The 21,400-nt window shown below is 69.5% G+C and carries 20 protein-coding genes; 19 read left to right on the top strand and 1 reads right to left on the bottom strand.

What is annotated here, in order from left to right; genetic code table 11:
* Nucleotides 1-132: 132 nt before the first annotated feature.
* The 10 genes from infC to pheT all read left to right on the top strand — a co-directional run bounded on the left by infC (nucleotide 133) and on the right by pheT (nucleotide 9,830).
* A complete protein-coding gene (gene infC, locus NQ151_RS16830) occupies nucleotides 133-1,149 on the top strand; it encodes a translation initiation factor IF-3 (protein WP_257528668.1) in 1,017 nt (338 codons plus the stop codon).
* A gap of 71 nt (nucleotides 1,150-1,220) precedes the next feature.
* Nucleotides 1,221-1,415, top strand: a complete 195-nt coding sequence (gene rpmI, locus NQ151_RS15090) for a 50S ribosomal protein L35 (RefSeq protein ID WP_257510144.1) — start codon at nucleotides 1,221-1,223, stop codon at nucleotides 1,413-1,415.
* 30 nt (nucleotides 1,416-1,445) lie between these two features.
* Nucleotides 1,446-1,826: a 50S ribosomal protein L20 gene (gene rplT / locus NQ151_RS15085; protein ID WP_257510143.1), complete on the top strand. Its 381-nt coding sequence runs from the start codon at nucleotides 1,446-1,448 to the stop codon at nucleotides 1,824-1,826.
* 110 nt (nucleotides 1,827-1,936) lie between these two features.
* Entirely contained in the window at nucleotides 1,937-2,737 is an 801-nt protein-coding gene (locus tag NQ151_RS15080) for a TrmH family RNA methyltransferase (RefSeq protein WP_257510142.1), read from the top strand.
* A gap of 85 nt (nucleotides 2,738-2,822) precedes the next feature.
* Complete coding sequence (locus NQ151_RS15075; RefSeq protein WP_257528599.1) at nucleotides 2,823-3,617, top strand: amino acid ABC transporter ATP-binding protein; 795 nt, start codon at nucleotides 2,823-2,825, stop codon at nucleotides 3,615-3,617.
* A gap of 58 nt (nucleotides 3,618-3,675) precedes the next feature.
* Entirely contained in the window at nucleotides 3,676-4,590 is a 915-nt protein-coding gene (locus tag NQ151_RS15070) for a glutamate ABC transporter substrate-binding protein (RefSeq protein ID WP_257510140.1), read from the top strand.
* A 76-nt stretch (nucleotides 4,591-4,666) separates the two neighbouring features.
* Nucleotides 4,667-5,314, top strand: a complete 648-nt coding sequence (locus tag NQ151_RS15065; protein ID WP_257510139.1) for an amino acid ABC transporter permease — start codon at nucleotides 4,667-4,669, stop codon at nucleotides 5,312-5,314.
* Nucleotides 5,311-6,219, top strand: coding sequence for an amino acid ABC transporter permease (locus tag NQ151_RS15060; RefSeq protein ID WP_257510138.1), 909 nt, complete (start codon nucleotides 5,311-5,313; stop codon nucleotides 6,217-6,219). The genes NQ151_RS15065 and NQ151_RS15060 overlap by 4 nt, the downstream gene beginning before the upstream one ends.
* Nucleotides 6,220-6,279: 60 nt before the next feature.
* On the top strand, nucleotides 6,280-7,320 hold the full coding sequence (gene pheS, locus NQ151_RS15055; RefSeq protein ID WP_257528598.1) for a phenylalanine--tRNA ligase subunit alpha: 1,041 nt from the start codon (nucleotides 6,280-6,282) through the stop codon (nucleotides 7,318-7,320).
* Nucleotides 7,320-9,830 (top strand): phenylalanine--tRNA ligase subunit beta, encoded by a 2,511-nt coding sequence (gene pheT / locus NQ151_RS15050; RefSeq protein WP_257528597.1) that lies wholly within the window; start codon nucleotides 7,320-7,322, stop codon nucleotides 9,828-9,830. The genes pheS and pheT overlap by 1 nt, the downstream gene beginning before the upstream one ends.
* A gap of 146 nt (nucleotides 9,831-9,976) precedes the next feature.
* Here the strand turns inward: pheT and NQ151_RS15045 are convergent, their stop codons facing one another.
* Nucleotides 9,977-11,101 carry an AAA family ATPase gene (locus NQ151_RS15045; protein WP_257528596.1) on the bottom strand — a complete coding sequence of 375 codons (1,125 nt, stop codon included), beginning with the start codon at nucleotides 11,099-11,101 and terminating at the stop codon, nucleotides 9,977-9,979.
* Between the two features lie 131 nt (nucleotides 11,102-11,232).
* On the opposite strand from NQ151_RS15045, the gene NQ151_RS15040 reads away from it, so the two are divergent.
* From NQ151_RS15040 to NQ151_RS15000, 9 genes are all read left to right on the top strand, one after another.
* Entirely contained in the window at nucleotides 11,233-12,210 is a 978-nt protein-coding gene (locus NQ151_RS15040; protein ID WP_257528595.1) for an NAD-dependent epimerase/dehydratase family protein, read from the top strand.
* Between the two features lie 315 nt (nucleotides 12,211-12,525).
* A complete protein-coding gene (gene argC / locus NQ151_RS15035; RefSeq protein WP_257528594.1) occupies nucleotides 12,526-13,596 on the top strand; it encodes an N-acetyl-gamma-glutamyl-phosphate reductase in 1,071 nt (356 codons plus the stop codon).
* Entirely contained in the window at nucleotides 13,593-14,750 is a 1,158-nt protein-coding gene (gene argJ, locus NQ151_RS15030) for a bifunctional glutamate N-acetyltransferase/amino-acid acetyltransferase ArgJ (RefSeq protein ID WP_257528593.1), read from the top strand. The genes argC and argJ overlap by 4 nt, the downstream gene beginning before the upstream one ends.
* Nucleotides 14,747-15,646 (top strand): acetylglutamate kinase, encoded by a 900-nt coding sequence (gene argB / locus NQ151_RS15025; protein WP_257510131.1) that lies wholly within the window; start codon nucleotides 14,747-14,749, stop codon nucleotides 15,644-15,646. Before argJ ends, argB begins: the two co-directional genes overlap by 4 nt.
* Nucleotides 15,643-16,875 carry an acetylornithine transaminase gene (locus tag NQ151_RS15020; protein ID WP_257510130.1) on the top strand — a complete coding sequence of 411 codons (1,233 nt, stop codon included), beginning with the start codon at nucleotides 15,643-15,645 and terminating at the stop codon, nucleotides 16,873-16,875. The genes argB and NQ151_RS15020 overlap by 4 nt, the downstream gene beginning before the upstream one ends.
* A complete protein-coding gene (gene argF, locus NQ151_RS15015; protein WP_257528592.1) occupies nucleotides 16,872-17,795 on the top strand; it encodes an ornithine carbamoyltransferase in 924 nt (307 codons plus the stop codon). Before NQ151_RS15020 ends, argF begins: the two co-directional genes overlap by 4 nt.
* Entirely contained in the window at nucleotides 17,774-18,871 is a 1,098-nt protein-coding gene (locus NQ151_RS15010) for a heparan-alpha-glucosaminide N-acetyltransferase domain-containing protein (protein WP_257528591.1), read from the top strand. Before argF ends, NQ151_RS15010 begins: the two co-directional genes overlap by 22 nt.
* A gap of 9 nt (nucleotides 18,872-18,880) precedes the next feature.
* On the top strand, nucleotides 18,881-20,314 hold the full coding sequence (gene argH / locus NQ151_RS15005; protein ID WP_257528590.1) for an argininosuccinate lyase: 1,434 nt from the start codon (nucleotides 18,881-18,883) through the stop codon (nucleotides 20,312-20,314).
* A 48-nt stretch (nucleotides 20,315-20,362) separates the two neighbouring features.
* The gene (locus NQ151_RS15000; RefSeq protein ID WP_257528589.1) at nucleotides 20,363-21,007 is read left to right on the top strand and encodes a SatD family protein; all 645 of its coding nucleotides are present in this window, start codon (nucleotides 20,363-20,365) and stop codon (nucleotides 21,005-21,007) included.
* Nucleotides 21,008-21,400 lie beyond the last annotated feature (393 nt).

Below are 21,400 nucleotides of genomic sequence, written 5' to 3'. Positions count from 1 at the left end.
TAGCCAGGGTGCACAAGCTCGGCGCAGGTGCGCTGTGCGGGTGGAACGTGCGAATCTTCCGCCCGCGAGGGACCGCTGAAATGCGGATCGTCGCGGTGGCCGGTCCTATTCGTTACGTAAGAGGAGCTCCGCATCAGCGATCCCCGCACCAATGACCGCATCCGCGTCCCCGAGGTCCGCCTCGTCGGCCCCGCGGGTGAGCAGGTCGGCGTCGTCCGCATCGAGGTGGCGCTGCGCCTGGCCCAGGAGGCCGAACTCGACCTGGTCGAGGTGGCCCCGAACTCGAAGCCGCCCGTGGTCAAGATCATGGACTACGGCAAGTTCAAGTACGAGGCGGCGCAGAAGGCCAAGGAAGCGCGGCGCAATCAGGCGAACACGGTCCTCAAGGAGGTCCGATTCCGACTGAAGATCGAGGCGCACGACTACATAACCAAGCTCAAGCGCGCCGAGGGCTTCCTGCAGGCCGGCGACAAGGTCAAGGCCATGATCCTGTTCCGCGGTCGCGAGCAGTCGCGCCCCGAACAGGGTGTGCGTCTCCTGCGCAAGTTCGCCGAGGACGTGGCGGAGTTCGGCACGGTCGAATCCAGCCCCACGATCGACGGTCGCAACATGGTCATGGTGGTCGCTCCCCACAAGAACAAGTCCGAGGTCAAGACCGAGCAGAACGCCGCGCGCGCTGCCAACAAGGAAGCGGCCCGTCAGGCCCGCTCCGGCGGTCCCGACGACGACCACTACGACGAGCACGACGACGACGACCTCGACGAGCAGATCGACGAGCAGGAAGAGCAGCCCGTCGAGAAGCCGGTCGAGCAGCCTGTTGCCGAGCCCGTCGAAGAGCCTGCTGCGCAGCCTGCCGCCGAGCCGGTCGAGGAGCCTGTCGCCGCGCCGGTCGAGGAGCCTGCAGCCAAGCCCGTCGCAGCGCCCGTCGAGCAGCCCGCCGCAGCACCGGCCGCAGCACCCGCTGCCAAGCCCGCCGCAGCACCGGCCGCCAAGCCTGCTGCCAAGCCGGCCGCAAAGCCCGTCGAGCAGCTTGCGGACAAGCCGGCCGCAAAGCCGGTCGCAAAGCCGGCTGCCAAGCCCACCCCCAGGCCGGCGGCAAAGCCCACCCCGAAGCCGGCTGCCAAGCCCGCCGAACAGACGGCCGAATAGGCCCCCACATACTCCCGCACCGCGGGGTACCGACTCCCGCCTGCGCGGGACGTGAACGAAGGAAGAAAGAGATGCCGAAGCAGAAGACCCACTCGGGTGCCAAGAAGCGCTTCAAGCTCACCGGAAGCGGCAAGCTCATGAAGCAGCAGGCCGGCATGCGCCACAACCTCGAGGGCAAGTCGAGCCGTCGTACCCGCCGCCTCAACCAGGAGCAGGTTCTGGCCCCGGGCGACGCCAAGGTCGCCAAGAAGCTGCTCGGTCGCTGAGCCTCCACGCACGTTAGAAAGTAGAAGAAAATGGCAAGAGTCAAGCGGGCTGTAAACGCCCACAAGAAGCGTCGCGTCATCCTCGAGCGCGCGTCCGGTTACCGCGGTCAGCGCTCGCGTCTGTACCGCAAGGCGAAGGAGCAGGTCACCCACTCGCTCGTCTACGCGTACCGGGACCGCCGCAAGCGCAAGGGCAACTTCCGTCGCCTCTGGATCCAGCGCATCAACGCCGCTGCCCGTCAGAACGGCATCACGTACAACCGCTTCATCCAGGGTCTGGGTATCGCGGGTGTGCAGGTCGACCGTCGCATGCTGGCCGAGCTGGCTGTGCACGAGCCGGCCGTCTTCGCCTCGCTCGTCCAGACGGCAAAGACCGCGCTGCCGGCCGACGTCAACGCTCCCAAGGCCTGAATCGACCTGATTCCGTCAGCGCCTGGCGCTCATCGGAAAGGGGCGTCCTCCTCGGAGGGCGCCCCTTCGTCGTACCCGGACGGCGCACATTCGCCGCTTAGGATGGGACTGTGCTCGAGAATCCGCGTTCGCCTCGTGTGCGTGCTGTCGCCAAACTGACCAAGCGCAGTGCCCGCCAGGAGACCGGCCTCTTCCTCCTCGAGGGACCGCAGGCCGCGCGTGAAGCGCTGGCGCACCGCCCCGACACGCTCGTCGAGCTGTTCGCGACCCCCAGTGCGCTGGAACGCCACGCCGACGTGCGTGAGGCGGCGCAGGATGCCGGCATCGACGTCATCTTCACCACCGAAGCGGTCCTCGACGCCATGGCCGACACGGTCACCCCGCAGGGTATCGTCGCCGTCGCCCGGCAGGCGCCCACTTCGGTGCGCGACGTGTTCGCCGCCGGTCCCAAGCTCATCGCGATCTGCGAAGAAGTGCGCGACCCGGGCAACCTCGGCACCATCATCCGGGCAGCGGATGCCGCCGGCGCCGACGCCGTCATCCTCACTGGGCGCACCGTGGATCTGTACAACCCCAAGGTCGTGCGTGCCACGACCGGCTCGCTCTTCCACATCCCGGTCGCCGTGGGCGCCGACCTGGAGACCACGGCCGCACGCGCACGCGCCGCAGGGATGCAGGTGGTCGCCGCCGACGTCGGGGGAGAGGACTTCCTGGCCCGGCGGAGCCTGTTGGCACAGCCCACCGCGTGGCTGTTCGGCAACGAGGCCCGCGGGCTCGATGACGCCGCGCTCGCCCACGCCGACATCGCGCTGCGCCTGCCGATCTACGGTGGCGCCGAGTCGCTCAACCTCGCCACCGCCGCGAGCGTGTGCCTGTACGAGAGCGCTTTCGCGCAGCGAACCGAGGACTGACCGCTCGCGTCGGTTTTGTTTCAGAACGGTAAAGGTCGCGTCAAGCGCCCTACTCCGTGCCGCAACGCATGAATAGGGTGTCCCCATGGCGATTCCAGACCCGCAGGCTGCTCCGCGCACCTCGAACATCGATGTCCAGCGTGGGCAGCCCCTCGTGGTGGTCTCCGATGTGCAGAAGCACTACGGCGACTTCCAGGCGCTCAAGGACATCAACCTGACGGTCAACCGCGGCGAGGTCGTCGTGGTGATCGGCCCCTCGGGCTCGGGCAAGTCGACGCTGTGCCGCACGATCAACCGCCTCGAGACCATCACCAGCGGCACGATCACGATCGACGGCAAGGAGCTGCCCAAGGAGGGCAAGGCCCTCGCCGCGCTGCGCGCGGACGTCGGGATGGTCTTCCAGTCCTTCAACCTCTTCTCCCACCTCACCATCCTCGAGAACGTCACGCTGGGCCCGATCCGGGTCAAGAAGATGAAGAAGGCGGATGCCGAGGCGGAGGCGCGGATCCTGCTGGAGCGCGTCGGGGTGGCCCAGCAGGCGGAGAAGCTGCCCGCACAGCTGTCCGGTGGTCAGCAGCAGCGCGTCGCGATCGCGCGGGCGCTGGCGATGAAGCCGAAGGTGATGCTCTTCGACGAGCCCACCAGCGCCCTGGACCCGGAGATGATCAACGAGGTGCTCGACGTCATGGTCGGCCTCGCCCAGGATGGCATGACCATGATCGTCGTCACCCACGAGATGGGCTTCGCCCGCAAGGCCGCCGACCGTGTCGTCTTCATGGCGGACGGGCAGATCGTCGAGGCGGCGACTCCGGACGAGTTCTTCACCAAGCCCAAGAGCGAGCGGGCCAAAGACTTCCTCTCCAAACTCATCACCCACTGAATACGTCGCGCCCTGCACCGGCGCGGAGACCGAAGATACCCACGACCAGGAGGATCACATGCGAATCAATCGGATTGGCGGAGCGTTCGCGGCCGTCGCGATCGCCGCGCTCGCACTGACCGGCTGCAACAGCGGCACCCCCGGTGGCACGGAGACCCCCGCCGACGCCGCCGAGGAAACCACGAGCGGCACCCCCTGGGAGGTCGCCGAGGACGTCACGCTCGAAGGCAGCCCCACGTTCGACGCCATGACCGAGCGCGGCAACGTGGTCGTGGGCGTCAAGGAGGACCAGCCCGGCCTGGGCTTCCTCGACCCCACGACCGGAGAGCGCACCGGCTTCGACATCGACATCGCCCGCTGGATCGCGGCGTCGCTGGGCTTCGATGAGGAAGACATCGAGTTCGTCGCCATCCCCTCCACGAACCGCGAGCAGGCGATCGTGAACGGCGACATCGACTACTACGTCGGCACCTATTCGATCACCGACAAGCGCAAGCTGGACATCGACTTCGCCGGTCCGTACTTCGTCACCGGCCAGGGCCTTCTGGTCGCGGCGGACAATGATGAGATCACCGATGTCGATTCGCTGACGGCCGACGACATCGTCTGCTCGGCGACCGGGTCGACCTCGATCCAGCGGATCAAGGACGAGACCCCGGCACAGACGAAGGAGTACGACACGTACTCCACGTGCGTCGAGGACCTGAAGAACAACCAGGTCGACGCGGTCACCACCGACGAGGCCATCCTCATCGGCTACGCCGCGCAGGACCCTGACAACCTGAAGGTCGTCGGCGACGTGTTCAGCGAGGAGCGCTACGGCGTGGGCCTGACCAAGGGGGATGCCGCGCTGCAGGAGCACATCAACACGCTGTTCACCGACGGCGGCGAGGTGTGGGATGTCATCTTCGAGAACAACCTGGGTGCATCCGGCGTGAGCGCCGAGCAGCCCGAGGTCGACGCAGTCGAGTAACACCGTTCCGGCGGCGGCGCGCCCGCGCCGCCGCCGGAGTGTCTCTGCTGGACTGTGAACTACGAGAGGCGGATCGATGGGCGTCATCACCGACAACCTCGACCTGTGGGGCGAAGCGATCACCGGCACCCTGGTGCTGTTCTTCGGCGGCGGCGTGATCGCGCTGGTGCTGGGTCTCATCGTGGGGGCGATGCGGGTCTCACCCGTCCCGATCGCGCGCGCGGTCGGCACGGTGTACGTCAACTGGATCCGCAACACCCCGCTGACCCTGGTGATGTTCTTCTTCGCCTTCTGCCTGCCGATCCTGCTGCAGGAGCGTATTGACGCGATTCTGCTGGCCACGGTCGCGCTGGGCATCTACACCGCCACCTATGTCGCCGAGACCATTCGCTCGGGCGTCAACACCGTCCCGGTGGGCCAGGCAGAAGCTGCCCGCGCCGTCGGCCTCACGTTCAGCCAGGTGATGACGCTCGTGGTGCTGCCGCAGGCCACTCGGTCGGTCATCCCGCCGATGATGAGCGTGTTCATCGCCCTGCTGAAGAACACCACGGTGGCTGCGGGCTTCTCCGTACTCAACCTCGGCTCGGTGCGCTCCTGGCTCAGCGAGCGCGGTGAGAACCAGCTCGTCGTGCTGCTGTGGGTGATGGTCATCTTCGTCGTCCTCGTGCTGCTGATGGCCTGGCTACAGCGGGCGATTGAGAACAAGTGGAGGGTCGCGCGATGAGCTCCGTCCTGTACGACGTCCCCGGGCCCAAGGCCATCGTCCGCAACCGCATCATCGGAGTCGCCACGATCCTCGTGGTCCTCGCCATCTTCGGGTGGGTCATCTGGCGCTTCGCCGAGACCGGCCAGTTCAGCGCCCAGAAGTGGGAGCTGTTCGGCTACGCGAGCATCTGGATGCTCTTCCTCGAGGCCACCGGCAACACCCTCGCCGCCTTCGGGGTCGCCGCCGTCGGCGCCCTCGTGCTCGGTTTCGTCCTCGCCATCGGCCGTATGTCCGACCATGCCTGGATCCGCGTCCCGGTCGGCTGGATCGTCGAGGTGCTGCGGGCCATCCCGGTCCTGGTGTTCATGACCCTGCTCTACTACGGTCTGCCGGTCATCGACGTCAAGATGGAGCCCTACTGGGCCGTGGTCATCGCCCTCATCGCGTACAACGGTTCGGTGCTGGCAGAAGTGCTGCGCGCCGGCGTCGAGTCGCTCCCGCGCGGGCAGCGGGAAGCCGGCTACGCAATCGGCCTGCGCAAGGCGGGCGTGATGCGCCTGGTGCTGCTGCCGCAGGCGATCCGCGCCATGATGCCGGTCATCGTCGCCCAGCTCGTCGTGACTCTGAAGGACACCGCGCTGGGCTTCATCATCACCTACCCCGAGCTGCTGTACCTGGTGAAGCTGCTGGGCTCCAACGCCGTCTACGGTTCGCCGCTGATCCCCGCCGCCCTCGTCGGCGGTGCGATCTACATCGTGCTGTGCCTCGTACTGTCCTACATCGCGCACGTGCTGCAGAATCGCGTGCGCCGTTCGCCCCGAGTGTTCGTCGACCAGACGCACCATCCCGTCGCCGAGACGACCGACACCGAGGTGATCTCGATGCAGCTGGGCGCCGGCAAGTACGACAGCAGGGGCGAGTAGTCGTCGTCGGCTCACCCCGTCGCCAGGTTCGCCCTGCAGCGGTCGGTAGACTCGTTCTTCGTGTCTGACTCTCCCGAGATCACCCCTGAAGCGGTGGATGCCGCGGTCGACGCGGCGCTGGCCGCGATCGCCGTCGCCGCCACCACGGCCGAGCTGAAGGCGGCGCGCTCCGCGCACTCCGCCGAGGGTTCGCCGCTGGCCGCCCTCAACGCGCAGCTACGTTCCGTGCCCAACGAGCGCAAGGCGGAATTCGGCAAGCTCGTCGGCCAGGCGCGCGGTCGCGTGAACCAGGCGCTGGCCGCGCGGGAGGCGGAGCTGGTCGCGGCGGAGACCGCCGCCCAGCTCGAGGCGGAGCGCGTGGACATCACCGCGCTCGCGCAGCGTGCGCGCACCGGTGCGAGGCATCCGCTGAGCCTGCTGCAGGAGCAGATCGCGGACCTGTTCGTCGGCATGGGCTGGGAGATCGCCGAAGGCCCCGAGCTCGAGCACGAGTGGTTCAACTTCGACGCCCTGAACTTCGACGTCGACCACCCGGCACGCCAGATGCAGGACACCTTCTACGTCGACCCGGTGCAGCGACACCTCGTCATGCGCACGCACACCAGCCCAGTGCAGGTGCGCAGCATGCTCGAACGCGACCTGCCGATCTACATCCTCGCGCCCGGCCGGGTGTACCGCACCGACGAGTTCGATGCCACGCACCTGCCGGTGTTCAGCCAGTTCGAAGGTCTCGTCGTCGACAAGGGCATCACGATGGCGCATCTGAAGGGCACGCTCGACCACGTCGCGCGCACCCTCTTCGGCGCCGAGGCGAAGACGCGCATGCGCGCCAACTACTTCCCCTTCACCGAGCCGTCCGCCGAGTTCGACCTGTGGCATCCCACCTTCAAGGGCGGGGCGCGCTGGATCGAGTGGGGCGGCTGCGGCATGGTCAACCCCAACGTGCTGCGCGCGGCCGGGATCGACCCCGAGGTCTACTCCGGCTTCGCGTTCGGCATGGGATTCGAGCGGACTCTCATGTTCCGCAGCGATGTCCAGGACATGCGCGACATGGCCGAAGGCGATGTCCGCTTCAGCGAGCAGTTTGGAATGGTGGTCTGATGCGCGTTCCGCTCTCGTGGTTGCGTGAATACGTCGACGTTCCGGCGGACGCGACGCCCGACGACGTCCTTGCGGCCCTCGTGTCGGTGGGGTTCGAAGAGGAGGACGTGCACGGCTTCGACCTGCAGGGCCCCATCGTCGTGGGCCGGGTCGTGGAGTTCGTCGAGGAGGCGCAGTCCAACGGCAAGACGATCCGCTGGTGCCAGGTCGACGTCGGCGAGGCCAACGGCGGGGTACGCGGCATCGTGTGCGGCGCCCGCAACTTCTTCCCCGGCGACAAGGTCGTGGTGACCCTTCCCGGGGCCGTGCTGCCCGGTCCCTTCCCGATCGCGGCGCGCAAGACCTACGGCCACGTCTCGGACGGCATGATCGCCTCCGCCAAGGAACTGGGCCTCGGCGACGAGCACAGCGGCATCCTGCGTCTGGTGGAGCTGGGCCTGGATCCCGAGGTGGGGACGGATGCCATCGCCCTGCTGGGCCTGGACGACGTCGCCGTCGAGATCAACGTCACCCCCGACCGCGGCTACGCGCTGTCGATCCGCGGCGTCGCCCGCGAATACGCCCATGCCACCGGCGCGGACTTCCGCGACCCGGGGGAGCGCGCCTGGGTCGAGCTGCAGCAGCCCGTCGAGGGCTTCGCCGTCGCCGTGGACGATCAGGCGCCCATCCGCGGGCGTGTCGGTGCGAGCGAGTTCGTCGTGCGCATCGTGCGCGACGTCGATCCGACCAAGCCCACGCCGCCGTGGATGATCGCGCGGCTGACGCTCGCCGGCATCCGCTCGCTCGGCATCCTGATCGACATCACCAATTACGTGATGCTCGAGCTCGGAAACCCGATCCACGGGTACGACCTCGACAAGCTGCAGGGCGGCATCACGGTGCGTCGCGCGCAGGAGGGGGAGAAGCTCACGACCCTCGACGGCAAGGAGCGCACGCTCAGCGGCGAGGACCTGCTCATCACCGACGAGTCCGGCCCCATCGGCCTGGCCGGCGTCATGGGCGGCGGCCCCACCGAGATGACCGACGCCACCCGTAACGTGCTCATCGAGGCCGCGATCTTCGACACCGTCTCGATCGCCCGCACCGCCCGGCGGCACAAGCTGCCCAGCGAGGCATCGCGCCGCTTCGAGCGCGGCGTGGACCCGCTGATCCCGTTCGTCGCGGCGCGGCGCGTGGCCGACCTGATGGTCGAGTACGCGGGCGGCACGCTGGACACCGAGGTCGGCGGCGCCCTGTTCGCCGACGTGCACATCGCGGGCATCGACCTGCCGCGGGAGTTCGTGCCCGGGCTCATCGGCGTGGACTACAGCGATGCGGAGATCGTCGGCGCTCTGGAGACGATCGGCTGCGAGGTCACCGAGACCGGTGCCGGCTGGGTCGTGATCCCGCCGTCGTGGCGACCGGACCTCACCGACAAGTGGACCCTCGCCGAGGAGGTCGCCCGCATCAACGGGTACGACCGCATCCCCTCGGTGCTGCCGGTGCCGCCGTCGGGCCGCGGGCTCACCCCTGCGCAGGCGGGGCGTCGCCGCGTGGCCAACGCACTCGCGGCCGCCGGGTACACCGAGACCCCGTCGTTCCCCTTCACGACGGCGGAGCAGAACGACCTGCACGGGTCGGCCTCCGGAGAGCACCTGTCCAGCGTCAAGCTCGCCAATCCGCTGGACGGCCAGGCGCCGTTCCTGCGGCGTTCGCTCGTGCCGGGCCTGCTGCAGGTCGCGCACCGCAACCTCGCCCGCGGGTTCGGCGACCTCGCGCTGTTCGAGACCGGCACGGTGTTCCTGCCCGAGCCGGGCGTCGCGTACGGCACCGACCAGGTGCCGCCGCTGGCCGTGCGGCCGGATGCCGCGACGCTCGCGGCGCTGGACGCGTCGATCCCGCCGCAGCCGCGTCACGTCGCCGTGCTGCTGACCGGTCACCGCGTCGCGAAGCAGCCGGGGCAGGCCGCCGAGGCGTTCGACCTCGGCGACGCGCTGGACGCCGTCCGCACGATCGCGGTGGCCGCGGGCGTCGAGATTTCCGTCGCGCAGGGGGAGCGCGCCGCGCTGCACCCCGGGCGCACCGGCGTGCTGACGGTCGGCGACATCGAGGTGGGGTACGTCGGCGAGGTGCTCCCCGCCGTCTCGGAGGCCGCGGACCTGCCCGGTCGCGTCATCGTCGCCGAGCTGGACCTCGACCTCGTGCTGTCCCTCGCCGGCGACCGGGTCGTCGTCGCGTCACTGTCGGGATACCCCGCCGCGACGCAGGACGTCTCGCTCGTCGTGCCGCGCGAGACGCCGGCATCCGCCGTGCGCGCCGCGCTCGTCGACGGTGCGGGGGAGCTGCTGGAGTCACTGCGTCTCGTGGACGACTACCGCGGCCCGGGCCTGCCCGACGACGCGAAGAGCCTCACGTTCGCGCTGCGCTTCCGCGCTCCCGACCGCACGCTGACCGCCGCCGAGGCGACCGAGGCGAAGCTCGCCGGCGTCGCCGTGGCCGCCGAGCGCCTCGGAGCCGCCATCCGCGACTGACCTCGCTGTCGAGTGAGTATTCGTGCTGTCGAGTGAGTATTCGCGCTGTCGAGTGAGTATTCGTCTCGAGTGAGTATTCGCGCTGTCGAGTGAGTATTCGGCGGCGCGGCGCGTGTGGGAAGCGCTCGGTCACCGCCGCGTCGCGATCAGCGCGATCCCCAGTTCCAGGCAGGGGCGTCGAGCATGCCCTGGCCGGCGACGACCGTGCCGTCCGCAGTGCGCTGCAACTCGACCTGTACGGCATCCGACAGTCCCTCGGCCAGCTGCGTGGCATGCGTCACCACGAGCAGCTGGGTACGGTCGGATGCCGCGGCGATGAGCCCGGCCAGTGGCTCGAGCAGGTCCGAGTGCAGGCTCGCCTCGGGCTCGTTGAGAACGATCAGCGGGGCGGGGCGCGCCGGCAGCAGGGCCGCGCACAGGAGCAGGTACCGGAGGGTGCCGTCCGAGAGCTCGGCGGCCTGCAGCGGGCGCAACAATCCCGGCAGCCGCAGGGAGAGTGAGAACAGTCCGTCGGCGCCGGTGACCTGCACCTTCGCCCCGGGGAACGCCGCGTCGACGGCGCGGTCGAGGGGATCGCCGAATCCGGCATCCTGGATCGTCGCCCACACCGCCGCGAGGTTCTCGCCGCCATGATCGAGCGTGTGGGACCGTGTGCCCACCTGGGGGCGACGAGCGGGGGCTTCGGCGTCGACGCGGAAGTGGTCGTAGAAGCGCCAAGAGCCGAGCATGCGCCGCAGCGTCAGGAGTTCGGGTGCGGTGTCGCCATCGGCGAGGTCGGTGACGATGCTCTCGAACGGGGCGAGCGGCTGGTTGAGGGTGGTCCAGCCCCCGTCGCGAACGCGCGTGGCGCCGCGCAGTCGGTCGATGAGCAGGGTCGCGGGTTTGGCGAGCGGGCCGGCGAAGACCTGCTCTCGTTTGACCTCGGGGTCGCGGGCGAAGACGCTGGTCGGGTCGACCTGGGGGATGCCTAGGTCGACGAGGTAGCCGAGCTCGTCGCTGGCGAAGCCGAGTTGCACGGCGACCGGTCCTCTCCGCTGTGTGCCTTGTCCGCCGCCGTTCTCCGGACCCGCCCAGAGCACCGACGGGAGCCCGCCCTCGCGCGCGACGGCCGCGATGAGCGAGCCGCTGGCGGTGGACGCGAGCAATCGGAGCGCCCGGTACAGGTTGGACTTTCCCGAGCCGTTGGCACCCGTGACGACGGTGAGCGGTGCGAGCGGCACGACGACGTCGCGCAGCGACCGGTAGCCGGAGACGGCAAGCGTGGTGAGCATGGCTCGATCCTGGCAGTTGCCTCCGACCCCGCTCGCGCCGCCGAGTGAGTATTCGTCGCGCCGAGTGAGTATTCGTCGCGCCGAGTGAGTATTCGTCGCAGCCGCGGCCCCGCGTCCGGTTGAATCGACCCATGACAGACGTATTGATCCTCGGTGGCACCGGGTGGCTGGGGTCCCGCATCGCCGATCAATGGCTCACCCGGGGAGCGAAGGTCACATGTCTGGCACGCGGCGGGCGTCCCGCGCCCGATGGCGCCCGGCTGATCGCCGCCGACCGCACCGCCCCCGACGCCTACGCCGCGGTGGCGGGCCGGGAGTGGGATGAGATCGTCGACCTGTCGTCGGATGCCGCAGCCGTGGCATCCGCCGTTGTCGCGCTGGCATCCACGACGCGGCATTGGACCTTCGTCTCGACCGTCTCGGTGTATGCCGACGACGACGTCGCCGGCGCCGACGAGTCCGCACCGGTGGTGGCACCGCTGGCGGAGGGCGAGGAATCGGACTATCCGCATGAGAAGGCGGCGGCCGAGGCATCCGTGCGCGCGGCGCTCGGGCACCGCGCCGCGATCGTGCGCCCCGGGCTCATCGCGGGGCCGGAGGATCCGAGCGATCGATTCGGCTACTGGGTGGCGCGTTTCGCGCTCGCCGAGGATGCCGCGGTGCTCGTTCCTCCCACCGAGGGGCGCGGTGCCGCGGTGATCGACGTCGACGACCTCGCCGATTTCGTCGTGGCGATCGGGGATGCGCGCTGGACCGGTGTCGTCAACGCGGTGGGGGATCCGCACCCGCTGGGCGCGGTGCTCGCCGAGGCGCGCGAGGTGGCCGGGCACACCGGTGCGGTGGTCGAGGCGTCGGACGAGTGGTTGCAGGCGCACGGTGTGACGTACTGGGCGGGGCCGCGGTCGCTGCCGTTGTGGCTGCCACCGGGGCGCACCGGGATGTGGTCGCGCTCGCACGTGGCATACACGATCCTCGGTGGGCGGCTGCGGCCGTTGCGGATGACACTGGAGCGCACCCTCGAAGCAGAGCGGCGGGCCGGTCTCGAGCGCGCGCGCCGTTCCGGCCTCACCCGCGCCGAGGAATTGGCCCTTCTCGCTGATCTCGGGTGAGGAGCCGCGGTGGATGGCGGTGGCGCCCACCGCGAATACTCACTCGGCACCGCGAATACTCACTCGGCACCGCGAATACTCACTCGGCACCGCGAATACTCACTCGGCAGCGCCCGGGGATTTGCGGGCGGGGGGAGAGGGGGGATATCGTCGCGGCATGTCTTCGGCCGCGCACGGTGTCTCGCTCGTCATGAGCGTCGCTGTCGCGCGCCGGCGTCTGGACGGCCGCCGACTCTAGGCGGCCCTGCGCGCGACGACCCGTCGCGTCGGAGTCGCCGTCTCTGGCCCCGTTTCCCAGACAATAAGGTTGAACCCATGACCTATTCGGTCGCCGTATCCGGCGCTTCCGGCTATGCGGGCGGCGAGATCCTGCGCCTGCTCGCCGCTCACCCCGACATCGAGATCCGCACCGTCACAGCGCACTCGAACGCCGGACAGCCCCTCATCGACCACCAGCCGCACCTGCGCTCGCTCGCGCACCTGCAGCTGCAGGACACCACCGCCGAGGTCCTCCGCGGCCACGACATCGTGTTCCTCGCGCTGCCACACGGCCAGTCCGGCCAGTACACCGACGCGCTCGCCGACACCCCACTCGTCATCGACGCGGGGGCCGACCACCGGCTGACGTCGGCGGATGCCTGGGAGCAGTTCTACGGCGGACACTTCCACGAGTCGTGGACCTACGGCGTGCCCGAGCTTCCCATCGCCGGCGGTAAACAGCGGGACCGTCTTGTCGGCGCCACCCGCATCGCCGCCCCCGGATGCAACGCCTCCACCGTGAGCCTGAGTCTCGCCCCCGGCGTCGCCGCCGGCGTCATCGACCCCGGCGACATCGTCACTGTGCTCGCCGTCGGTCCCTCCGGCGCGGGCAAGAGCCTCAAGCCGAACCTGCTCGCCGCCGAAGTCCTCGGCACCGCGAACCCGTACGCCGTCGGCGGCAGCCACCGGCACATCCCCGAGATCCGCCAGGCGCTCGCCGAAGCCGCGAGCAAGCAAACCGACTCCGCCGGCAGGACGGCCGCCATCCGCATCTCCTTCACCCCCGTGATCGTGCCGATGTCCCGTGGCATCCTCGCCACGAGCACCGCGCCGATCGCAGCCGGAGCGACGGATGCCGACATCCGCCGCGCCTGGGAAGACGCCTACCGCGACGACACCTTCGTGCAAGTGCTGCCGGAGGGCCGCTTCCCGCGCACCGCAGACGTGCTCGGCGCCAACACCGCCCTGATGGGACTGGCCATCGACCGCGCCGCGAACCGCGTCGTCGTCGTCACCGCCGTGGACAACCTCGTCAAGGGCACCGCGGGTGCCGCGATCCAATCAATGAACATCGCCCTGGGCCTGAACGAGGCCGCAGGCTTGACCGTGAACGGAGTAGCACCGTGAGCGTCACGGCAGCACAGGGATTCGAAGCCGCAGGGGTCGCGGTGGGCTTGAAGTCCAGCGGCAACGCCGACGTCGCCGTCGTGGTCAACCGGGGACCCCGCAAGGTGGGGGCCGCCGTCTTCACGAGCAACCGGGCCAAGGCCAACCCGATCCTGTGGTCGCAGCAGGCGATCGCCGACGGCGTGGTCGAGGCGGTCGTGCTCAATTCCGGCGGCGCCAACTGCTTCACCGGCTCGTTCGGCTTCCAGACCACCCACCAGACGGCGGAGAAGGCGGCGCAGCTGCTCGGGGTCAGCCCGGGGGACATCCTCGTCTGCTCCACGGGCCTCATCGGCACCGGCGACGAGGTGTTCCGCGGCAAGGTGCTCGACGGCGTCGAGCAGGGGATCGCGGCGCTGAGCCCCGACGGGGGAGAAGCGGCATCCGAAGCCATCATGACCACCGACTCCGTGCCCAAGCGCAGCGCCTACCGCGGCGAGGGCTGGACCATCGGCGGCATGGCCAAGGGCGCCGGCATGCTCGCCCCGGGCCTTGCCACCATGCTGGTGGTGATCACGACGGATGCCGTGCTCGATGCCGCCCAGGCCGACGCGCACCTGCGCGAGGCCACCCGCGTCAGCTTCGACCGGCTCGACTCCGACGGGTGCATGTCCACCAACGACCAGGTGACGCTCATGGCCAGCGGCGCGAGCGATGTCGTCCCCGACCCGCACGCCTTCCGCACCGCGCTCATCGCGGTGTGCAGCGACCTGGCCCGCCAGCTGCAGGGCGATGCCGAGGGCGCGAGCCACGACATCACGATCCAGGTCACGAACGCCGCGACCGAAGCCGACGCCGTCACGGTGGGGCGCTCGGTGGCCCGCAACAACCTGTTCAAAGCCGCGATCTTCGGCAACGACCCCAACTGGGGTCGCGTGCTGGCGGCGATCGGCACGACGGATGCCGCCTTCGACCCGTACGACGTGGATGTGTGGATGAACGACGTGCGCGTGTGCACTGCCGGCGGCCCCGACCGCCCCCGCGAGGAGGTCGACCTCACGCCCCGCGCCACGCGCGTGCTCATCGATCTGAAGTCGGGCACCGAGACGGCGAGCATCCTCACCAACGACCTCACCCACGATTACGTCCACGAGAACAGCGCGTACGCCTCATGACCGACATCCAGCAGACCACGCCCGAAGAGGCGGCGATCAAAGCCGGCGTCCTCATCGAGTCGCTCCCGTGGCTCAAGCGTTTCAGTGAGCAGATCATCGTGATCAAGTTCGGTGGCAACGCGATGGTGTCCGAGGAGCTGCAGAACGCCTTCGCCGAGGACATCGCCTACCTGCGCTTCGTGGGAGTGCACCCCGTCGTCGTGCACGGCGGCGGTCCGCAGATCTCGAAAATGCTCGACCGCCTCGCGATCCCGAGTGAGTTCAAGGGCGGCTACCGGGTGACCTCCACCGAGGCGATCTCGGTGGTGCGCATGGTGCTCACCGGCCAGATCAACCCGCAGCTGGTCAGCCGCATCAACACGCACGGCCCGTTCGCCAGCGGATTGTCCGGTGAGGATGCCGGGCTGTTCGGCGGCCGCCGCCGCGGCGTGCACATCGACGGCGTCGAGCACGACCTCGGCAACGTCGGCGACGTGGTCGAGGTGGACCCGCAGCCCGTGCTCGATCAGCTGGCGGCAGGCCGCATCCCCGTGGTCTCCAGCATCGCTCCCGACCTGGACAACCCCGGCCAGTCGCTCAACGTCAATGCGGATGCCGCGGCGGCGGCGCTGGCCGTGGCGCTGGGCGCCACCAAGCTCATCGTCCTCACCGACGTCCCCGGCCTCTACGCCGATTGGCCCGACCGCAGCTCGCTGGTCTCGCACCTGACCTCGACCGAGCTGCGCGCCATGCTGCCGCGCTTGGAATCGGGCATGATCCCGAAGATGCAGGCGTGCTTGGATGCGGTGGACGGCGGCGTGGACACCGCCGCGATCATCGACGGACGCCAGCCGCATTCGCTGCTGGTGGAGATCTTCACAGCGCAGGGCGTCGGCACGGAGGTGGTGGCGGGATGACCGCAGACAACTGGCAGGAAGACGCGCAACGGGACCTGGTGCGCAACGTCGGCGACCGTTCGGCGCTGTTCGTGCGGGGGGAGGGTGCGGCGCTGTGGGATGCCGACGGGCGCCGCTACCTGGATTTCCTCGCCGGCATCGCGGTGAACTCCCTCGGCCACGCCCACCCCGCGTTCGTCGAAGCCATCTCCGCCCAGGCGGCGACGCTCGCGCACGTGTCCAACCTGTTCGCAACGCCCTGGCAGCTGCAACTGGCCGCGCAGCTGAAGCGGCTGGCCGGCACCGGTGATACCGGCCGGGTGTACTTCGGCAACTCCGGCGCCGAGGCCAACGAGGCGGCGTTCAAGCTCGCGCGGCTGCACGGCGGAGCCGATCGCCCACGCATCCTGGCGTTGAAGGACGCCTTCCACGGCCGCACCATGGGGACGCTCGCGCTGACCGGCAAGCCCTACATGCAGGAGCCGTTCCTGCCCATGGTGCCCGGTGTCGAGACGATCGAGTCCACCATCGAAGCGCTCGAGGCGGCGATCGACGATCGCGTCGCGGCGCTGTTCGTCGAGCCCATCAAGGGCGAGGCGGGCGTGGTCGAGCTCCCCGAGGGGTACCTCCAGGCGGCGCGGGAGATCACCGAACGCCACGGTGCACTCCTCATCATCGACGAGATCCAGACCGGCGCCGGCCGCACCGGCGCCTGGTTCGCGTTCCAGCACGCCGGCATCACCCCCGACGCCATCACCGTGGCCAAGGGCATCGGCGGCGGCTTCCCGATCGGCGCGCTCATCACCTTCGGTGCCGCGGCGGAGCTGTTCTACCCCGGCACCCACGGTTCCACGTTCGGCGGCAACGCCCTCGGCACCGCGGTCGCCGCGGCGGTCCTCGCCGAGATCGAGAGCGCCGACCTCGTCGGCAACGCCGCCGTCCGCGGGCCCCAGATCCGCGAGGCGATCGCCGCGATCGACTCGTCCCTGGTGGAAGGATGCCGCGGGCAGGGACTGCTGATCGGTGTCGCGCTGCGGCATCCGGTCGCCGGTGCCGTCGTCGCCGCCGCGCACGAACACGGTCTCATCATCAACGCCGCCAACGACAGCACCGTGCGGCTGGCGCCGCCGCTGACGATCGGCGACGTCGAGATCGACGAGTTCGCCGAACTGTTCGCGCGCGCCCTCTCCACCGTCGAGCAGGCACTCCTGCTCGATGTCCCTGCCGATACCGAGGAGGCATCCGAGTGACCCGTCACCTGCTGCGCGATGACGACCTGACCGCCGCCGAACAGGCCGAGATCATCGAGCTCGCGATCGACCTGAAGAAGGACCGCTGGAAGACCAAGCCGCTCGCCGGCCCGCAGACGGTCGCGGTGATCTTCGACAAGTCATCCACGCGCACCCGCGTCTCCTTCGCCGTCGGCATCGCCGACCTGGGCGGTTCGCCGCTGGTGATCTCCACCGCCAGCAGTCAGCTGGGCGGCAAGGAGACCCCTGCCGACACCGCGCGGGTGCTGGAACGCCAGGTCGCCGCGATCGTGTGGCGCACCTACGCGCAGGCCGGGCTCGAGCAGATGGCGGCCGGCACCACCGTGCCGGTGGTCAACGCCCTGAGCGACGACTTCCACCCCTGTCAGTTGCTGGCCGACCTGCTGACGATCCATGAGCACAAGGGCGAGCTCAAGGGCCTGACGCTGACGTTCTTCGGCGACGGATGCAGCAACATGAGCCACTCCTACGCCCTTGCCGGCGTCACGGCGGGTATGCACGTGCGCATCGCGTCGCCCGAGGCGTATGCGCCGCGCGCGGACGTCGTCGCCGACGCCGACCGTCGCGCCGCCGAGACCGGTGGATCGCTGACGCTGTACACCGACCCGATCGAGGCGGCCGCCGGTGCCGACGTCATCGTCACCGACACGTGGGTGTCGATGGGCAAGGAGGAGGAGAAGATCGCGCGCCTGCGCGACCTCGGCGCCTACAAGGTGACCTCCGAAACGATGACGCTGGCCGACCCCGGGGCGATCTTCATCCACTGTCTGCCCGCAGACCGCGGCTACGAGGTCGACGCGGAGGTCATCGACGGCCCGCAAAGCGTCGTGTGGGATGAGGCCGAGAACCGGCTGCACGCGCAGAAGGCCTTGCTGGTGTGGCTGCTGCGGCAGCAGTAGGCGGCCTCAACTCGCCCGGCCGGCTGGCCGGGATCGATCTCGCGCGCGGTCTGGCGATCGTCGGTATGCTCGCCGCCCACCTGCTGGACGGCGTCGAGTGGAGCTGGACCGACCCGGCGACGTGGACGGCGATCGCCGACGGCCGTTCGTCGATCCTGTTCGCCACCCTCGCGGGAGTGTCGATCGGCATCATCACCGGGGGAGCGGCACCGCTGACCGGTGACCCGCTGCGCGTCGCCCGGGGGCGACTCGCGGTGCGCGCCGGCATCCTCTACCTGCTCGGTGTCGCGCTGATCGCCACCGGGGTCCCGGTCTACGTGATCCTGCCGGCGTATGCGGTGCTGTTCGTCCTCGGCATCCCGTTCACCCGGCTGGGAGCGCGGCCGCTGCTCATCACCGCCGCGGCAGTCGCGGTGACCATGCCCATCGTGCAGGCCTGGCTGGATCGGTGGGAGTTCTGGGAGACTCCTGCCGGCGGGGACCTCGCCCTGCTGCTGGGCTGGCACTACCCGTTCTTGGTGTGGCTCGCGTTCATCCTGGCGGGGATGGGGCTGGCGCGCACGAACCTGCGGGATCTGGAGACGCAGTTGCGGATGCTCCTGGTCGGGGTGGCGCTGGCGATGATCGGCTACGGCCTGGATGCCGCGTCCGGGGCAGAGGAGTTCGCCGAGGCGGAGTCTCTCGCGGGGGCGGTGTGGACGGCGCGGCCGCATTCCAGCGGCATCCTCGAGGTCATCGGCTCGGGAGGCTTCGCGATCGCGGCGATCGCGGTGTGCCTGCTGCTGTGCCGCACGCCGCTGGCCTGGGTCGTGCTGCCGCTGCGCGCGGCCGGTGCGATGCCGTTGACGGCGTACGTCGCGCAACTGGTGGTCTGGGTCGTCTGGGCGCTCGCGGCGCTCGGGCGCACTGAGGATCTCACCGGGTTCCGAGCCCTCGAGCCGTTCTGGCCGATCACACTGGGGCTCCTCGCCGGCTGTACGCTCTGGGCGCTGCTGCTGGGCCGCGGTCCGCTGGAGCGGCTGGTGGCGCTGCTGTGCCGGGTCGCCGTACCCGGGCGGACCGCCGCGCCCCGGTAGGCTGGGCGGGTGAGTGGATCCAAGAGCGAAGGCACGAATGCGGGCGCACTGTGGGGCGGCCGATTCAGTTCCGGCCCCTCGCCCGAACTGGTGGCGCTGAGCCGCTCGACGCATTTCGACTGGGCGCTCGCCCGGTACGACCTGGCTGGCTCGCATGCCCACGCGAAGGCGCTCGCCGCTGCCGGCTACCTCACTGCCGACGAAGAGGCCCGAATGCATGCGGGCCTGGATGCGCTGGCCGTCGCGGTGCAGGACGGAACCCTCGCCGCCGACCCCGCAGACGAGGACGTGCACGGGGCGCTGGAGGCGGCACTCATCGTTGAGGTCGGCGCGGATCTGGGCGGCAAACTCCGTGCGGGGCGCAGTCGCAACGATCAGATCGCCACGCTGGTGCGCCTGTACCTGCTGGACCATGCGCGCACGATCGCGCACGAGATCCTGCAGGTCATCGACGCGATCGTGGCGCAAGCCGAGGCGCACCCGACCGCCATCATGCCCGGACGCACCCACCTGCAGCATGCGCAGCCGATCCTGCTGGCGCACCATCTGCAGGCCCACGCGTGGCCGCTGGTGCGCGATCTGGAAAGACTGCGCGACTGGACGGCGCGCGCCAGCGTCTCGCCGTACGGCGGCGGGGCCCTGGCGGGGGCGACCCTGGGACTTGATCCGCAGCTGGTGGCCACCGAACTGGGGCTTGCCCGCCCGGCGGAGAACTCCCTCGACGGCACCGCCGCGCGTGACGTGGTGGCGGAGTTCGCGTTCATCACGGCGATGATCGGCGTCGACGTGTCCCGGTTCGCCGAGGACATCGTCATCTGGAACACCCGCGAGTTCGGCTTCGTCACCCTCGATGACGGCTACTCGACGGGGTCGAGCATCATGCCGCAGAAGAAGAACCCCGACATCGCCGAGCTGGCGCGCGGCAAGGCGGGGCGCCTGATCGGCAACTTGACCGGGCTCCTCGCCACGCTCAAGGGACTGCCGCTGGCGTACAACCGGGACCTGCAAGAGGACAAGGAACCGGTCTTCGACTCGGTCACGACCCTCGAAGTCGTGCTGCCCGCATTCGCGGGGATGGTGGCGACGTTGCGATTCCACACCGAGCGCATGGCGCAGCTGGCACCGCAGGGTTTCTCACTGGCCACCGATGTGGCGGACTGGCTGGTCAGGCGCGGCGTCCCGTTCCGGGATGCGCACGAGATCTCCGGTGCGCTCGTGCAGGCGTGCGAGGAGCGGGGGATCGACCTGGACGAGGCAGATGACGACATGCTCGCCGCCGTCTCATCGCAGCTCACTCCCGATGTCCGCAGTGTGCTGACGATCGAGGGATCGGTGGCCAGCCGCGACGGCGTAGGGGGCACCGCGCCGGCGCGGGTCACCGAGCAGCGGGCCGAACTCGTGGCGCGCGCGCAGGCCGCAGCCCATGCGGTCGGCATCCGCTAGATAAGCCCAGTACTGATATTTCGCGAAGATAAGCGTTAGGCTTATCTCATGAATGCCGCGGTGATCGCCGACATCGTCGGCTCCCGTCGCCTGGAGGACCGCGCCGCGGCCCAGCGCGACCTCGACGACACGATCGCTCGCGTCGAGTCAGACTTCCCGCTCGCGGTGCGGGCGCTGCGTCCGATCGTCGGTGATGAGCTGCAGGGGGTCTATCCCTCGCTGGTCGCGGCTTCGGCGTCGCTGCTACTGCTGCGCCTGGCGCTTCCCGACGGCATCGAGTGCCGGTTCGGCATCGGCGTCGGGCCGCTTGCGGATGTCCCGTCGATCACCGTCGGCACGATCTCCGAGGGGCCCGCGTGGTGGGCGGCGCGCGCGGCGATCGAGATCGTGCACCGCAAGCAGAGCCGGTCGTTGTCGAACGCGCGTACGTGGGCGGTCGCCGCTGCGGGGGAGGGAGCCGGCGACGGCGCCGCGGTTCGACTGGCGAACTCGTCGTTCCTCACGCGGGACCAGCTGGTGGGGGGGATGTCTGAGCGCACTCGGCGCATCACGTACAGCCGGTGCCTCGGGGCCACCCAGCGGGAGATCGCCGCCGCCGAGCAGATCACGCAGTCGGCGGTGTCCCAGGCGCTGGCAGCCTCGGGCGGCGCCGTGCTCGCCGATGGCTTGAGCACGCTGCTCGCCGCGGAATGACGCGCGACACTCCCGGGATCCCAGCTGGATTTGCCGAGTCCCTGGGATCCACGTAAAGTCTTCTCTGTTGGCCCCACAGGGACAGCGGAGAGGCCCTAGGCCCCGCACCCCTCAAGCGGCCACAAACCATCCTCTCGGTCCCCGGATCGAAGGTCTTCTGACCTGGATGGACTTGCCCATCTCACCGGCGTGTCGATTTGACAAGCCAAGCGAGATGGTTAAGATAGAGAAGTTGCCCTGCAGGGCAGGCCGTGAGGCCGGCCGGCAGGAGCATCCGATCCTTGAGAACTCAACAGCGTGCACTTGTCAAATGCCAAATAACCTCGTCCCAGCTTTGGCTGGGTGAGATTCCTTTGGATCAAAGTCCGATTCCCTTTGGGGGGTCGGCAACGG

This window comes from Microbacterium sp. zg-YB36, assembly GCF_024623575.2.
In the GTDB taxonomy this organism is placed as follows: Bacteria; Actinomycetota; Actinomycetes; order Actinomycetales; family Microbacteriaceae; genus Microbacterium.
The sequence above is the reverse complement of the archived record's forward strand: the minus strand, read 5'-3'. Positions and strand labels throughout refer to the sequence as shown.